11 protein-coding genes are annotated in these 15,452 nt (G+C 63.2%); 8 read left to right on the top strand and 3 right to left on the bottom strand.

Features of this window, described 5'->3' with window-relative positions:
• Positions 1–1,978: 1,978 nt before the first annotated feature.
• The 7 genes from BLT65_RS01675 to BLT65_RS01640 all read left to right on the top strand — a co-directional run bounded on the left by BLT65_RS01675 (position 1,979) and on the right by BLT65_RS01640 (position 6,895).
• A complete protein-coding gene (locus BLT65_RS01675) occupies positions 1,979–2,599 on the top strand; it encodes a glutathione S-transferase (protein ID WP_091774270.1) in 621 nt (206 codons plus the stop codon).
• Positions 2,600–2,816: 217 nt separating this feature from the next.
• Positions 2,817–3,008: a hypothetical protein gene (locus BLT65_RS01665; RefSeq protein WP_007585578.1), complete on the top strand. Its 192-nt coding sequence runs from the start codon at positions 2,817–2,819 to the stop codon at positions 3,006–3,008.
• A gap of 127 nt (positions 3,009–3,135) precedes the next feature.
• Positions 3,136–4,539 carry an FAD-containing oxidoreductase gene (locus BLT65_RS01660; protein WP_091774267.1) on the top strand — a complete coding sequence of 468 codons (1,404 nt, stop codon included), beginning with the start codon at positions 3,136–3,138 and terminating at the stop codon, positions 4,537–4,539.
• Between the two features lie 11 nt (positions 4,540–4,550).
• Positions 4,551–4,883, top strand: coding sequence for a cupin domain-containing protein (locus tag BLT65_RS01655; RefSeq protein ID WP_042314625.1), 333 nt, complete (start codon positions 4,551–4,553; stop codon positions 4,881–4,883).
• A gap of 141 nt (positions 4,884–5,024) precedes the next feature.
• On the top strand, positions 5,025–5,600 hold the full coding sequence (locus BLT65_RS01650) for a TMEM175 family protein (protein WP_091774265.1): 576 nt from the start codon (positions 5,025–5,027) through the stop codon (positions 5,598–5,600).
• A gap of 4 nt (positions 5,601–5,604) precedes the next feature.
• Positions 5,605–6,393, top strand: a complete 789-nt coding sequence (locus tag BLT65_RS01645) for a hypothetical protein (protein ID WP_091774262.1) — start codon at positions 5,605–5,607, stop codon at positions 6,391–6,393.
• A gap of 16 nt (positions 6,394–6,409) precedes the next feature.
• Positions 6,410–6,895 (top strand): metallophosphoesterase family protein, encoded by a 486-nt coding sequence (locus tag BLT65_RS01640; RefSeq protein ID WP_091774260.1) that lies wholly within the window; start codon positions 6,410–6,412, stop codon positions 6,893–6,895.
• Between the two features lie 52 nt (positions 6,896–6,947).
• Here the strand turns inward: BLT65_RS01640 and proP are convergent, their stop codons facing one another.
• The 3 genes from proP to argA all read right to left on the bottom strand — a co-directional run bounded on the left by proP (position 6,948) and on the right by argA (position 10,863).
• Positions 6,948–8,417: a glycine betaine/L-proline transporter ProP gene (gene proP, locus BLT65_RS01635; RefSeq protein ID WP_091774258.1), complete on the bottom strand. Its 1,470-nt coding sequence runs from the start codon at positions 8,415–8,417 to the stop codon at positions 6,948–6,950.
• A gap of 735 nt (positions 8,418–9,152) precedes the next feature.
• Entirely contained in the window at positions 9,153–9,428 is a 276-nt protein-coding gene (locus tag BLT65_RS01630; RefSeq protein ID WP_042314629.1) for an oxidative damage protection protein, read from the bottom strand.
• 55 nt (positions 9,429–9,483) lie between these two features.
• Entirely contained in the window at positions 9,484–10,863 is a 1,380-nt protein-coding gene (gene argA, locus BLT65_RS01625) for an amino-acid N-acetyltransferase (RefSeq protein WP_042314631.1), read from the bottom strand.
• 23 nt (positions 10,864–10,886) lie between these two features.
• Here argA and hrpA point away from each other — a divergent pair, with 23 nt between their 5' ends.
• On the top strand, positions 10,887–15,365 hold the full coding sequence (hrpA, locus tag BLT65_RS01620) for an ATP-dependent RNA helicase HrpA (RefSeq protein ID WP_091774256.1): 4,479 nt from the start codon (positions 10,887–10,889) through the stop codon (positions 15,363–15,365).
• The last annotated feature ends 87 nt before the right edge of the window (positions 15,366–15,452 follow it).

Genomic DNA, 15,452 nt, shown 5'->3' with positions numbered 1-15,452 from the left:
AGGCCCGTACACGCGCGTTCGCGCAGGCAGGCTTAGGTTCGCTTTCTCCTGCGGAACCCACGCCAAATCCATCCGACGGCGACCAATAGGGCGCCGACAGATCCACTTACCCAACCCACCGTCGCGACCGCTCTATTGGCGGAGTCCCTCTTTACTGTCGCGATTGCATCGTCGCGGTGCTGTGCCTGGCGCTGGGCAAACTGGTCTCGAGGCTGCTTGGCATCGTCGCACCCAGCACGGAGGAATTCACTAAAAAGGTCCGACGCTCCCGCAGGTGCTGATGGCTGATTCCGGCAGATGTCGTACCCCTCGAGCGCGTTCTTGTAAGCGTCATTGGCCTTCTGTTCGGCATAGCGGACATTGTCCACATAGACCCAACCCGCCAACGCGCTAGCCGCTACAGTCAGTACCACCCATATTCGAGTCCATCCTCCCATCGCGCCCCCCCGTGGCGAATGTGGCTCTTTGTTCGCTTAGTCTGCTTGCGCCATACCGTCGTGTCTAACGCTCTGGCTGGGCGGGCCAGCGTGCGAATGCGAACATCCAAAGCAGAACGAGCCCAACGATGGGCACCATGGAGAGCACGACCCACCAGCCCGAAAATCCAGCCTTGCGAACTGCCGGAATGTAAATCAGGTTGAGCAGAAGCAAGAGGCTAACGATGGACCAATGCCAAATCGATAATCCGCCCATGCTCATGCTCCTTGACGCGGCGCTCGCCACGTACCGAAAGACAGGATGGCTCCGACGATAAATGGGCCGAGTAGGGGGATTATTCCCAGTAGCGAAATTGCGCCGTGAAACCCCGCGCGCGAGCATATTCGCCACAACGGGATGACGACAAGTATCAGGGAAACCAAGGGGGCGAGACCTCTCATCGGAAACCTCTTTGAGTTTGTTGTGCTGGTTCTTCCGTAGCGCTAACAGAAAATAGCACAACCTTCCGACAGTACATAGCTAGCGACATCTAGCCATGACTACCTATGTCCAAAAGCGTTCGATTACGTACAGGGATGCCAAGCCATGTACGAAAAATAGCTTGCAAACATTTCGGACACGGCATCAGCTCAGTACGTGGGTTTCGTACACATCTGAGTCCAAGATGTCACGCGTCTTCGCATACTGCCGGGTGTCCGCCGCCGACCAGTCGACGGAAGATCAGAGAATGGGAATAGGGTGCATAACCCATTTGCCGGCGCGTGGGATCGCGTAAGCCGGGAAGCTTTCCAGATCAGCACGCGTTTAACAGTTCATCGATGCGTTTGACCGAGAAGCGCCAGCTATCTGGAGTCTTTTCGGTTTGCCCCGCTGCGTGCGCGCACGGTCCCCAAGTGTGGTTCTCATGGAGGATTGTGTCACCACGTCCATTAGCGGTGAGCCGAAGCCGAGATCCGACTTCCTGCGGCGTTGCGAGATAGACGCGGGGCATCTCGTTTAGTGGCACGTCCTTGTATTGGACAAAACAAAGTATCGTGCGCGGCGTGTGGCGCGCGCACCAAGCGTTCGCCGCTGCGTGGTAGTCGGCGTCCTTTACCGCTCCGGATATCGTGCTGTGTGTGGGTTACTGGGTGGGTGCATTAATCGTCTCACTGGCGCTGTGGTCGCTTATTGAAACGCCGGCGCGCGATAGGATCAGAAAGTTCGCGTCGAGGCCTTCTTCAGCGGGTGCTGCGATCAATTGATATCACCGGGATAAGAGCGCCCGGTGGCCGGTCGCATCGCGATGACTTCATTGTGGATCTTGCGCAGGGGATTACACGCGAGTGGTCCCGGATTTTCCGAAGTGCTGACCCCGTCTATAGAGTTCGAGCTTTGCGAAGTTCCCAGGACCGCGTGGGTGGTCGCGTGATCGACATAGGCGGTGTGTCGCGGCCAGTGTAAGAGCCCGATAGGCCGCCCGCAGCGCACGGCCATCGCCAGTGCGGGCCCATTCGTCTACAGTATCCCGTTGACATCCAACCCAACGGGAGAAAGCAGCATGCAACTGATCGGCATGATGGATTCGCCGTACGTCCGGCGCGTCGCCATTTCACTCGCGGTGCTCGGCCTGCCGTTCGAGCACGAGAGCGTGTCGGTATTCCGGCACTTCGACACGTTCGCGAAGATCAATCCCGTGGTCAAGGCGCCGACCTTCATCGCCGACGACGGCACGCTGCTGATCGATTCGTCGCTGATCCTCGATTATCTGGACCATCTGAGCCCGCCCGACAGGCGCCTGATACCCGCCGCCCCAGGTGAGCGCCTGAAGGCGCTGAGCCTGATCGGCTTCGCGCTCGCCGCCTGCGAAAAAACGATGCAAAACGTCTACGAGCTGAACCTGCGTCCCGCCGAGCGCCAGCATCAACCGTGGATCGACCGTGTCCAGACGCAACTGTTCGCCGCATACGACCGCCTGGAGACAGCCATCACGGGCCGCGAAGGAAACGGCTGGCTGCTGGGCAACCGTCTGATGCAGCCGGACATCACGCTGGCCGTCACGTGGCGATTCCAGCAGTTCATGCTGCCCGATCTCGTCGATCCCGCACGTTACCCGGCGCTTGCCGAATTCTCGAAGCGTGCCGAAGCATTGCCGGAATTCGTCGCCACGCCGCTCGAATGACCGTTCTTTTACGGCTCGGCAAAGGCCCACACAACCGGCTGCGCCGAGCCCAAAACCATATGGCGCAAGGCGTTGCGGGATTGTTCTGCTCCGTCGACAACTATCTTCGCGATTAGCTCATTTATCCCTAACACTTCGCTCTCTACAATCCACCCATCGAAACTTGTATGCAGATCGACACCGTGCCCGATACGCGGCGTCATTGATGGGAGTAGCCATGAGAGCGATCATCGAACGACAGCTTTATCACCCGGCAGTGGTGCTGCCGATGGTGTCGCTCATCCAGATCATGGTGCAGGTCGACTTCAATCTGAGCCAGGCGGGTTTCGTCGTCGCGACCAACGGTGCGCGCGCCGCGCTGCAGCGTTCGCGCGAACTGATCTGCTCGCTGCATCATTGCGATGCATGATTCGCGCGGCATGATGCGCTGAACGACGTCCGAACGACCCACGCTCCACCACCGGGACTCACCACTTCGAGAAACACACGGCAGGCGTAAGATGACCGACTCGCACACGCGATTCGGGAGATCTGCCATGCCACAGCATTTCGACGCCATCGTGATCGGCACGGGACAGGGCGGCTCGCCGCTCGCCGTGCGTCTTGCGGAAAACGGCCGCAAGACGGCCGTCATCGAACGCGACAAGTTCGGCGGGACCTGTGTGAACGTCGGCTGCACGCCGACCAAGGCGTATGTGGCGAGCGCGCGCACCGCGCATGTCGCGCGCCGCGCGGCCGACTACGGCGTGCATATCGCGGGCGATGTCAGCGTCGATCTGGCGCAGGTAAAGGCGCGCAAGGACAAGATCATTGGCCAGTCGCGCGACGGCGTTGAAAAATGGCTGCGCAATACCGGGAATGTCACCGTCTTCAAAGGCCATGCGCGTTTCACCGGCGCGCATGCGCTCACCGTCACCGATCCCGAAAGCGGCAACGTGCTGGCCGAATTGCAGGCCGACGAAATCTTCATCAACACAGGCACGCGCGCCGTCATTCCGAAGCTCGAAGGACTCGAGCGCATCCGCTATCACACCAACTCGACGCTGCTCGATCTGACTGAATTGCCTGAACATCTGGCCGTCGTCGGCGGCAGTTATATCGCGCTCGAATTCGCGCAGGTGTTCCGCCGCTTCGGCAGCCGCGTGACGGTGATCGTGCGTGGCGAGCGCGTGCTTGCGCGCGAGGACGAAGACTTCGCGCGCAACGTGCAGAAAGTACTCACACGTGAGGGCATCGAATTCCGCTTCGGCGCCGAGCCCTCACTTGTCGAGCCGTTGCACGAAAGCGGCGACGGCGTGCGTGTGTTCTTCGGCGCCGACGCCGCGCCGCTCGAAGCATCGCATCTGCTGTTCGCAACAGGCCGCCGCCCGAATACCGACGATCTCGGTCTCGACGCGGCCGGCGTCAATGTCGATAAGCACGGCACGATTCCCGTCGACGGCCAGTTGCGCACGAACGTGCCCGGCGTGTGGGCGATCGGCGACGCGAACGGGCGCGGCGCGTTCACGCATACGTCTTACGACGACTATCAGATCGTGTCGGCAAATCTGTTCGATGGTGGCAAGCGCAGTGTCGACGACCGGATCATGGCGTACGCCGTGTTCGTCGATCCGCCGCTCGCGCGCGTCGGCATGTCCGAGCACGAGGTGCGCGCGAGCGGCCGCGATGCGCTGATCGCGACGATGCCGATGACGCGCGTCGGCCGCGCGCGCGAGAAGGGCGAGACAGACGGTTTCATGAAAGTGCTCGTCGACAACGCTTCGAAGCAGATACTCGGCGCGACGATCTACGGCGTCGACGGCGACGAAGCGATTCACACGTTCATCGACATCATGACGGCGCGCGCGCCCTACACGACGCTGCAGTTCGCGATGCATATCCACCCGACGATCAGCGAGCTGGTCCCAACGCTGCTCGACGGCCTCGCGCCGCTGAAGTGAGGTAGCCGCACATGCAACTGCAAACCGGCAATCTGTTCAGCGGCGAAGCGAAGCGCGACGGCGAAGAGCGGATCGACATGCTCGTCACGGGACAACGCCTGAACGTGGAGCGCATCGTGTCGATGGGGCATACGAGTCCCGATGGCTTCTGGTACGACGACTCGCGCGCCGAATGGGTCGTGCTGCTGTCGGGCGCGGCCGTGCTCGAGTTCGAGGAAGACGCGACGCTGCAAGATATGCGCCCCGGCGACTATGTGCTGATCGAGCCGCATTGCCGGCATCGGGTTGCGTGGACACATGAAGTCGAACAGACCGTCTGGCTCGCGATCTATCACGAGCCTTGAACGTTGCGTTGAAGCGCGGCGCATTTGACCATCATCGACAGCCCGGCCTGTGATCGCGGATAATCGGCAGCGGCGATAAGCGGTGGCGTAGGGCCTCGCCTGCGTCGATGACAAACCAAATCCGCAACAGGAACCGGGCAGATGGGTAAAGGACGAATCGAAGCCTTCAGCGATGGCGTGATCGCGATCATCATCACGATCATGGTCCTCGAACTCAAAGTGCCGGAGGGCTTCGATCTCGAATCGCTGCGCCCCGTGATCCCCGTCTTTCTTGCCTACGTGCTGAGCTTTCTCTACGTCGGCATCTACTGGAACAACCATCATCACATGTTCCATGCCGTGGAGAAGGTGACGGGCGGCGTGTTGTGGGCGAACCTGCATCTGCTGTTCTGGCTGTCGCTGATGCCCGCCATTACGCACTGGATCGGCGAGAGTCATCTGGCCGCGTGGCCGACCGCGCTATACGGCCTCGATCTCTTCATGTGCGCGATGGCGTACTTCATTCTCGCGCATGTGCTGGTCCGGCATCACGGTCCGGAATCGACGCTGGCGCGCGCGCTCGGCCACGACCGCAAGGGCAAGCTGTCCGTCGTGATCTATCTGTCGGGTGTGGTGTTCGCGTTCATCGCGCCGTGGGTCTCGGTGGCACTCTACACGTTCTGCGCATTCATGTGGCTCGTGCCCGACAGCCGTATCGAACAGCTCGTCAAGGAATAGCCCGATGCTCGCCCTCAAGCTCGCGCTCGTCCCCGGCTTTCTCGCCGCGCTGACGATGGCGGGGCGCGTGTGGGGACCATCGGTAGCGGGATGGCTAGCTGGACTGCCCGTCGTCGCGGGGCCGATCGTGCTACTGCTCGCGCTGGAGCGCGGCACGGCGTTCGCGGCGCAGGCGTCGGCGGCATCGATTGCGGCCATTGCCGCGTCGGAGGCGTTCAACTTCGCGTATGCGTGGACGTGCCGTTTTGCTCGCTGGCCTGTGGCGCTGGTGGCAGGTCTCGTCGCGTGGGCTTTGGTCGCTGCGCTGCTCACGCACTTGCCGGTGAGCCTGGCGTGGTCGCTGGCGGCGGCGTGTGTGACCGTGGCCGTCTCGCAAGCCGGGTTGCCGCGCGTCGAAGGCACGGTGCGGGCGGCGCGCGTCGGTGTCATCGATCTCGCGTTGCGCATGCTCGCGGGTGCATTGCTGACGCTCGCGGTAACGACGCTCTCCGCGTCGATGGGCGCGGCGTGGAGCGGCATGCTGTCTGTCTTTCCACTACTCGGCATCGTGCTCGCGGTGTCAGCGCAACGCGCGCATGGCGCGGGATTCGTCGCGTTGCTGATGCGCGGAATGGTGATCGGGCGCGCGTCGTTCGCGGCGTTCTTCTCGGTTGTCGCGCTGACGTTGCCGACGCTCGGCGTGCTGCCCGCGTTCGCATGCGGCGCGGTCGTGTCGGTGCTCGTGCAGGGCGCGACGAAGCGGCTGGTCGCGATGTCGCGCAAGCCGCGCGCACCGCTGGCCGCGCTCGATTGAGGTTCTTCAGGAACGCATGATGACGAAGCGCCGCCCGCAACCTTCACGCATCGGTCTGATTTCGGACACGCACAATCGCGTGCGTCCCGAGGCGCTGGCGTGGCTCGCGGGATGCGACGCGATCGTTCATGCGGGCGACATCTGCAATCAGGCGGTGCTCGATGCGCTCGCGGCCATCGCGCCGTTGACGGTCGTGCGCGGCAACAACGACACGGGCGCATGGGCCGCGTCGATTCCGGCGCACGCGACGCTCGACGTGCAACAGGTCAAGATCTTCGTCGTTCACGATATCGCCGACGTACCGCGCAATCTGCATGACGAGGGCGTGGGCGTCGTCGTGACAGGGCATTCGCATAAACCGCTGATCGTCGAGCGCGACGGCGTGCTGTTCGTCAATCCGGGCAGCGCAGGACCGCGCCGTTTCAAACTGCCGATCTCAGCGGGCATGCTGACGATCGATGGCGCGTATGTCGATGCCACGCTGCAGACGCTGACGCCATAAAAAAACGGGTCAGCCGAAGCTGACCCGTTCCAGTTCAATACGTTGACGTTGCTTATGCACGCGCCGTCATGGCGGCTGCATATGCTTCATCGAGTTCCTCGGCTTCACGCTCGCCGCGCAGCACGGCATGCGCTTCCGCGCGCGTCGCGACGCACGGACCCGAGCCGAGCAGCGGCTTGCGAGCCGTCTCGCGCAGCGCGAGTACGGAGACGATACCGATGATCGATGCACCCATCAGGTAGTACGCGGGCATCATCAGATTGCCGGTGCGATCGACCAGCCATGCCGCGACCAGCGGCGTCGTGCCACCGAACAGCGACACCGACACGTTGAATCCGATCGCCAGCGCGCCGTAACGGATCTTCGTCGGGAAGAGTGCAGGCAGCGACGATGGCATCACACCCGTGAACGTCGACAGTAGCGCGCCGAGAATCAGCAGGCCGCTAAACACGGGCAGCACCGTGCCCATGCGGATCAGCAGCAGCGCCGGAATCGACAGCACGAACAGACCCACGCAACCGAACAGCATGACGGGCTTACGGCCGATCTTGTCCGACAGGTGTCCTGCGTAGAGCGTCATTGGCATCATCAGCACCATCACGAGCAGCACGAGAAACAGACCGTGCGATTCGTTGAAGTGCAGTGTCGCCGACAGGTAGCTCGGCAGATACGAGAGCGCCATGTAGTCGGTCACATTGAAGATCAGCACGAGGCCAACGCACAGCAGCAACGGCTTCCATTGCTGCGCGAGCAGTTCGACGAATGTCTGCTGCGGACGCGACTTCTCATCCGCTTCACGCGCTTCCGCTTCCTTCTTGAAGGCGGGCGTTTCTTCGAGCTTCATCCGGATATACAGGCCGACAAGACCCAGCGGACCGGCGATGAAGAACGGCACACGCCAACCCCACGACAGCAGCGCTTCCTGCGAGAGCGTCGCAGTCAGCACGGCAACCGTGCCTGCGCCGAGGATATAGCCGACCAGCGTGCCGAATTCGAGGAAGCTACCCGCGAAGCCACGACGGCGATCCGTCGCAAACTCGGCGATGAAAGTGGCCGCGCCACCATACTCGCCGCCCGTCGAGAAGCCCTGCACGAGACGTGCGACGAGCAGCAGCGCGGGCGCGAATATGCCGATCGAACCATAGCTCGGAATCAGGCCGATCGCGAAGGTGCCGACGGCCATCATGATCATCGTCATCGCGAGCACGCGCTGGCGGCCGATGCGGTCGCCGAGCGGCCCGAACACCATGCCGCCGATCGGCCGCACAAGGAACGCGGCGGCGAACGTGCCGAACGTCGCGATCAACTGCGCCGACGGACTGCTCGACGGGAAGAACACTTTGCCGAGCGTGACAGCGATATAGCTGTACACGCCGAAATCGAACCATTCCATTGCGTTACCGAGCGCCATGGCGCCGACGGCACGTTTGAGAAGGGAATTGTCGACGACGGTGATGTCGTCGAGAGTCAGGCTATTGTCTTTGTTCTTATGTCGCCAGAAACCGTTGCTGGAAGCGGTCAAGGTACAAGCTCCTATGACTGCGGCCGAACGCAAAAAGCGCTCCGCCACGGATTGCTGGAAAGTGCAGTTTCGCGAGCGGTCGATGCGAACAGGCGTAACGCCTCGCACGGACCACGCAAAGGCGTACTGCGCAGACGTGCATAAGCACTTTGCGCAGAAAAAGTAACGCCCGTGCATCGCGAAGGTCGTCGCGAAATTGCACTTTGTTAGTTGCTGCTAAACGTTGGTACCCACGTGGCCTTGCAGGGGGGCAGATACCGGAGGACATTCACGCACGCGGTGCGCTCATGCCGCTTGAAAAGGCTTGAAACGAAAAAGGCCGGCGAGGCGTCGCTCTGGATCGCGCCGATCGGACCGACGCGACTTGCAACGAAACAACCGACAAGCCTTCTTGTATAAAAAACAATTCAATCCGAACCTGGCACGCACGGCGGCCAAGGTGCAAACTGAACGCGAATGAAGGGTTAATGCTGTTAGAACGAAGCACATGATAGCACGATAAGCGAGGATCGTGCAAACCGCCTGTCCGGCGCGGGGCGGGTGAGGCCGCGCAATCCGTTGCCTGGCGGGGGATTGCGGGAATTCGGCGGGTGCAGAAAAAGCGGCTCGGGATTAACGGTTTCGTTCAATTTACCGGCCGCAGCGGAGCGACCCGGCGGCCGGAAACAGGCGAAAAAAATCCGCGCACCGGGCGCGGATTCTTCACTACCTGTCGCGAACTGCCGCGACGAAAGCTCAGCTTTCCGAGGGCGGCACGTAGCCCGTTGCCTGATCGGCGCCTTCGCCGAAGAAAAACTTCTCCGTCTGCTTCATCAGATACTGGCGAGCGCGCGGATCGGCCATGTTCAGGCGGTTTTCATTGATCAGCATGGTCTGCTGCTTGAGCCATTGCTGCCATGCTTCCTTCGAAATGCTCTCGTAGATCCGCTTGCCGAGTTCGCCCGGCAGCGGCGGGAAATCGAGACCTTCGGCTTCCTTGCCGAGCTTCGTGCATTGAACCATGCGAGTCATGCTGTGCTTCTCCTGTAATCGATGTGGAACGGCGGCGCGTCGTTATTGTGAGCGCTCAGAGCTGTTTCATCAGCACGAGCGACTTACGCTGCCAGTTGTAGAGGCGGCGGCGGTCTTCGGGCAGGTCGTCGACCGTGACCTTCACGAAGCCGCGCTTGAGGAACCAGTGTTCGGTGCGTGTCGTCAGCACGAAGATACGCGTCAGCCCGCGAGCCCGCGCGCGCTGCTCGATGCGCTTGAGCAGGCGCTCGCCGTCGCCCGAACCTTGCGCTTCCGGCGAGACCGTCAGGCACGCCATCTCGCCGATGCGCTCCGCCGGATACGCATACAGCGCCGCGCAGCCGAACAGCACGCCATCGTGCTCGATCACCGAGAAATGGTCGATGTCGCGCTCGATCTGGTGACGCCCGCGCCGCACCAGCGTGCCGTCGCTTTCGAGCGGCTCGATCAGCGTCAGAATGCCGCCGACGTCGTCTGGTGTCGCTTCGCGCAGGCTTTCGAGGTTCTCGTACGAGATCATCGTGCCCACGCCATCGTGCAGGAACAGTTCGAGCAGCAGGCTGCCGTCGAGCGCGTATGGAATGATGTGCGAACGCGCGACGCCGCCGCGGCACGCGCGAATGGAGTGCTTCAGATAGAAACCGGCATCGCCCGTCACGGCGCCGCCTTCGTGCAGGCGGTACGCGTCGTCCAGCGACAACTCGCGGATCAGCGCGCCTTCTTCGTCGATCAGGCCTTCCGTTTCGGTGAGAAACACGATCTTGTCGGCGCGTAGCGCAATCGCGGCGGCCGACGCGACGTCTTCCATCGACAGATTGAATGCTTCGCCTGTCGGCGAGAAGCCGAGCGGCGAGAGCAGCACGATCTTGCCGCTCGAAAGCGTCTGGCGGATCGACTCGGCATCGATCTTGCGCACCACGCCCGTATGCTGGAAATCGACCCCGTCGAGAATGCCGACGGGCCGCGCCGTCACGAAGTTGCCCGACACCACGCTGATGTGCGCGTGCGCCATCGGCGTGTTCGGCAAGCCCTGACTGATCGCGGCCTCGATGTCGAGACGCACTTCGCCCGCCGCTTCTTTCGCGGATTCGAGCGCGCGCGCATTGGTGATGCGCATGCCGTGCGAAAACTCGGATTCGACGCCGTGCAGGCTCATCTGCTCTTCCACTTGCGGACGCGAGCCGTGTACGAGCACGATCTGGATACCCATCGCCTGCAACAGCGCGATATCGGACACGAGCGCGTTGAGCAGCCCCTGATGCACGACCTCGCCGCCGAACCCGACGACAAAAGTCTTGTTTCGGAACGCGTGGATATACGGCGCAACCGATCGCATCCAGTCGACGAATTGCGCGTGCTGCAGCAGGGCTTCCGAGTCGCTGGACGAAGCCGGCGAGCTGGCGGGCGTGGGGACGAGGTCGGTTTGGGAATTCATGCCCCGGATTATAATGCGCCCCCATGTCGAATGTACCCAAAAGCTCCGCTGGAGCCGATACGAAAAACGCGGCTGACGCTGCCGCGAAAGACGCTGCGAGCCCCGCGCCGCGCGGCCATCAGGACGCGACGCGTGACGCGCGCGGCGACGCCTCGCGTCGTGACGTTTCCGTGAATGTTGCGAATGCGCCGCGTTCGGGCGCTTCGGCGCACGGCGACGCGAACAAACAGCAAGGCGCAAACGCGGCGAAAAGCGGTGCGCGCGAGCAGCGGAACGGCGCGCCGAACCGGCAGCGGGACCAGCAGGGCAAGCGGGGACCGGATCAGGCAGGCGGGGCCGGCCAACAACAAGCGCCGCGTGCTCAAGGCAACCCGCCGCGCGACTCGCAAGGCAAACCGCAACGCAACCCACGCGCCGGCAGCGAGCCGGGCGCCGAGAAGCAGCGCAATGCGCCGCGCGAGCCGGGCGGAGAAAATCAGCGCAACACGCCGCGTGAGCCGCGCAAGCCCGCGCGAGTCGTCGAGCCGAATCCCATTCCGCCCATCACGTTCCCCGAGGCGCTGCCGGTTTCGGGCCGACGCGAGGAAATCGCGCGCGCGATCGCGGGCCACCAGGTCGTGATCGTCAGCGGCGAGACGGGCTCGGGCAAGACGACCCAGTTGCCGAAAATCTGTCTCGCGCTCGGACGCGGGCTCGGCGCGGGCGGCAGCGGCCTGATCGGTCACACGCAGCCGCGCCGGATCGCGGCATCGGCGACGGGCCGGCGCATCGCCGAGGAACTCGGCACGCCGTTCGGCGAAGTGGTCGGCTACAAGGTGCGTTTCACCGACAACCTCGCGCCGGGCGCGTCCGTCAAGTTGATGACGGACGGCATCCTGCTCGCGGAAACGCAGACCGACCCGCTGCTGAAGGCGTACGACACGCTGATCATCGACGAAGCGCACGAGCGCAGCCTGAACATCGATTTTCTGCTCGGCTATCTGAAGGAGATTTTGCCGAAGCGCCCCGATCTGAAGCTGATCGTGACGTCGGCCACCATCGATGCCGATCGCTTCGCGCGTCATTTCGGCTCCGACGAAAAACCCGCGCCCGTGATCGAGGTGAGCGGGCGTCTGTATCCCGTCGAGGTCCGCTATCGTCCCGTCGCGGAAGATTCGCCGGCGGTGAAATCTGCGGAAGGCAATGCGGGCCGGGAGCGTGGCGATCGCCCGAAAACACAACGGGAAACCGACCGCGATCTGATGGACGCGATCGTCGAAGCCGCCGACGAGCTATGCCGCGAAGGCCCCGGCGACGTGCTGGTGTTCCTGCCCGGCGAGCGCGAAATTCGCGACGCGGCCGAAGCGCTTCGCAAACACCATCCGCCGCACACGGAGATTTTGCCGCTGTTCGCGCGGCTGTCGGCGGCTGAACAGGAACGCGTGTTCCGTCCATCGAACGCGCGGCGCATCGTGCTCGCGACCAACGTCGCCGAAACCTCGCTGACGGTGCCGGGCATCCGCTATGTGGTCGACACGGGCCTCGCGCGCGTGAAGCGCTACTCGTACCGCAACAAGGTCGAGCAGTTGCAGGTCGAGTCGATTTCGCAGGCGGCGGCGAACCAGCGAGCAGGGCGTTGCGGGCGTGTCGCCGATGGCATCTGCATTCGTCTTTACGAGGAAACCGATTTTCAGGGGCGCGTGCGCTTCACCGACCCGGAGATTTTGCGGTCGTCGCTCGCTTCCGTCATTCTGCGGATGAAGTCGCTGCATCTGACGGCAATCGAAACCTTCCCGTTCATCGAGCCGCCGCCAGGCCGCGCGATCGCCGACGGCTATCAACTGCTGAACGAACTCGGCGCCGTCGACGACGACAACGCGCTGACGCCGCTCGGCCGCGAACTCGCGCGCCTGCCGCTCGATCCGCGCGTCGGCCGGATGATTCTCGGCGCGCGCGATCAGCAGGCGCTGCGCGAAGTGCTGATCATCGCGAGCGCGCTGTCCGTGCAGGACCCGCGCGACCGCCCCATCGACGCGCAGGAGCAGGCCGACCAGGCGCACCGCAAGTTCGCCGACGAGCGCTCGGAGTTTCTGCAATGGCTGAAAATCTGGGCGTGGTTCGAAGAGGCTGTCGCGCATAAGAAATCGAACCGGCAGCTAACCGACGCGTGCAAGCAGAATTTCCTGTCGCATCTGCGTCTGCGCGAATGGCGCGACGTGCATTCGCAACTGCTGACGGTGGTGCGCGAGCACGGGTGGCGCGTGAACGAAAGCGAAGCGACCTTTGAGCAGATTCACCTCGCGCTCCTGACGGGCCTGCTCGGCAATATCGGTCTGAAGGCCGACGACGAGCCGTACTATCTCGGCGCGCGCAGCATCAAGTTTTATCTGTGGCCCGGCTCGGCGCTCGTGAAGAAGGCGGGCAAATGGGTGATAGCGGCGGAGCTCGTCGAGACGAGCCGGCTGTACGCGCGCTGCATCGCGAAGATCGAGCCGGAGTGGATCGAGCGCGTCGGCGCGCATCTGTTGAAGAAGTCGCTCTCCGAGCCGCACTGGGAAAAGCGAGCGGCGCAGGTGTCGGCGTTCGAGCGCGCGATGCTGTACGGCTTGCCTGTGTATCACCGGCGGCGCGTGAGTTTCGGCAAACAGGACCCGGCGCGCGCGCGCGAACTGTTCATCCGCGGCGCGCTGGTTGAAGGCGAGTTCGACACGAAGCTCGCTTTCTTCGCGCACAACCGCAAGCTGCTCGCCGATATCGAACAGCTTGAGCACAAGTCGCGCCGTCAGGATGTGCTGGTCGATGACGAACTGATCTACGCGTTCTACGATCAGGCCGTGCCGAACGGTATCCATACGGGCGCCGCGTTCGAGCGCTGGTATCGCGATGAAGTGAAGAAGAGCGGGCAGCAGGAAGACAAGCTGCGTCTGCTGTATCTGTCGCGCGACGATCTGATGCGTCACGAAGCGGCCGGCGTCACGACCGACCTGTTCCCGAAGCGGATGACGATGGCGGGTGTCGACATGACGCTGACCTATCACTTCGAGCCGGGCTCGCCGCGCGATGGCGTGACGCTCGCCGTGCCGCTGTACGCGCTGAACCAGGTGGATGCGCGGCGCGTCGAGTGGCTCGTGCCCGGCATGCTGAAAGAAAAGACGCAACTGCTGCTCAAGTCGTTGCCGCAGAAGCTGCGCCGTCACGTCGTGCCATTGCCGGAGTACGCGGCGGGGTTCGTCGAGCGGCATAGTGGGCCTAAATTCGGCGCGGGCGGACTGCTCGAGACGGTGATCGCCGATGTCCGTGAACAGACGCAGGTCGCGACGAAGCAGTCGGACTACAAGCTCGAAACGCTCGCGCCGCACCTGTTCATGAACTTCAAGGTGATCGATGAGCACGGCCGGCAACTCGCGATGGGCCGTAACCTCGCGCAACTGAGGGCGGAGTTGGGCGGTCAGGCGCAGCAGCAGTTTCAGAAAATTGCGTCGAGCGCGGCGGGTGCCGCACTCGCGAATGCAGGCTCGGGCGGTAGCGATGCCGTTGCGCGCGGAGCAATAGGGGGCGCGGCTGGCGGGGTGGCGCGTGGCACGAGTGGTGGTAGTGGCGGTGCGCGTGGCGCCTCAGCCGCGCCACACACGCCCTCTGCAGGTGAAGCGACGGCCGCGCCGGCGACAGCTCTCTACGAAAACCTGACGACGTGGAACTTCGGCAAGCTCCCCGAGCTTCTCGAAATCCGCCGCGGCGGACATACGCTGTTCGGCTATCCGGCACTTGTCGATCGCGGCACGCATTGCGACGTCGAAGTGTTCGATTCGCCGGATGAGGCCGCGCGCATCCATCGCGCGGGCTTGCGGCGGTTGTTCGCGCTGCAGTTGCGCGAGCCGATCAAATACCTCGAAAAGAACCTGCCGGGCCTGCGCGAAATGGCGATGCAGTTCATGCCGCGCGGCACGCAGGAAGAACTGCGCGATCAACTGATCGACACGGCGCTCGACCGCGCGTGCCTCCAAGACCCGCTGCCCGACGACGACGCGAGCTTCCACGCGCGCAAGGACGAAGGCCGCAGCCGGCTGACGTTGCTCGCGCAAGAGATTGCCCGCCTCGGCGGACAGATTCTTGGCGAGTATTCGGCCGTTGTGAAGAAACTCGCGCAGGCGAAACCGTTCGCCGCTGCTTTTGCCGACATGCAGAACCAGTTGGACGCGCTGATCGGCAAACGCTTTATCGTCGATACGCCGTACGCTCAGTTGACGCATTTCCCGCGCTATCTGAAGGGCATCGCGCTGCGCATCGACAAACTGAAAGCGGACTCGGCACGCGACGCGCGCCAGTTCGCCGAGCTTCAGCCGCTCGCGCAGAACTACCAGCGAGCGCTCGCGCAGCGCGGCGGCGTGCCGGATGCCCGGCTTGCCGAGTTCCGCTGGTTGCTGGAGGAACTGCGTGTGTCGCTATTCGCGCAGGAACTGCGCACGCCGATGCCTGTTTCCGTCAAGCGTCTCTACAAGGTGTGGGAGTCGATGCAGCGGTGACCGATTCGGGCGCGCTTCGTCGGGCGCGCCCGGTTTTGCCGCTATCAGCAATACATCGCAATCCGCAGATGCGGCGAGACCCCGCGC

It is taken from the genome of Paraburkholderia steynii, assembly GCF_900100565.1.
Taxonomy (GTDB): domain Bacteria; phylum Pseudomonadota; class Gammaproteobacteria; order Burkholderiales; family Burkholderiaceae; genus Paraburkholderia; species Paraburkholderia terrae.
Note: the sequence above shows the minus strand (reverse complement) of the source record. Positions and strands in the feature narration are given on the sequence as shown.

Coding starts and splice junctions, on each gene's coding strand:
- BLT65_RS01675 (WP_091774270.1), top strand. CDS start 1,979: ATGCAACTGATCGGCATGATGGATTCGCCGTACGTCCGGCGCGTCGCC.
- BLT65_RS01665 (WP_007585578.1), top strand. CDS start 2,817: ATGAGAGCGATCATCGAACGACAGCTTTATCACCCGGCAGTGGTGCTG.
- BLT65_RS01660 (WP_091774267.1), top strand. CDS start 3,136: ATGCCACAGCATTTCGACGCCATCGTGATCGGCACGGGACAGGGCGGC.
- BLT65_RS01655 (WP_042314625.1), top strand. CDS start 4,551: ATGCAACTGCAAACCGGCAATCTGTTCAGCGGCGAAGCGAAGCGCGAC.
- BLT65_RS01650 (WP_091774265.1), top strand. CDS start 5,025: ATGGGTAAAGGACGAATCGAAGCCTTCAGCGATGGCGTGATCGCGATC.
- BLT65_RS01645 (WP_091774262.1), top strand. CDS start 5,605: ATGCTCGCCCTCAAGCTCGCGCTCGTCCCCGGCTTTCTCGCCGCGCTG.
- BLT65_RS01640 (WP_091774260.1), top strand. CDS start 6,410: ATGATGACGAAGCGCCGCCCGCAACCTTCACGCATCGGTCTGATTTCG.
- BLT65_RS01630 (WP_042314629.1), bottom strand. CDS start 9,428: ATGACTCGCATGGTTCAATGCACGAAGCTCGGCAAGGAAGCCGAAGGT.
- argA (WP_042314631.1), bottom strand. CDS start 10,863: ATGAATTCCCAAACCGACCTCGTCCCCACGCCCGCCAGCTCGCCGGCT.
- hrpA (WP_091774256.1), top strand. CDS start 10,887: ATGTCGAATGTACCCAAAAGCTCCGCTGGAGCCGATACGAAAAACGCG.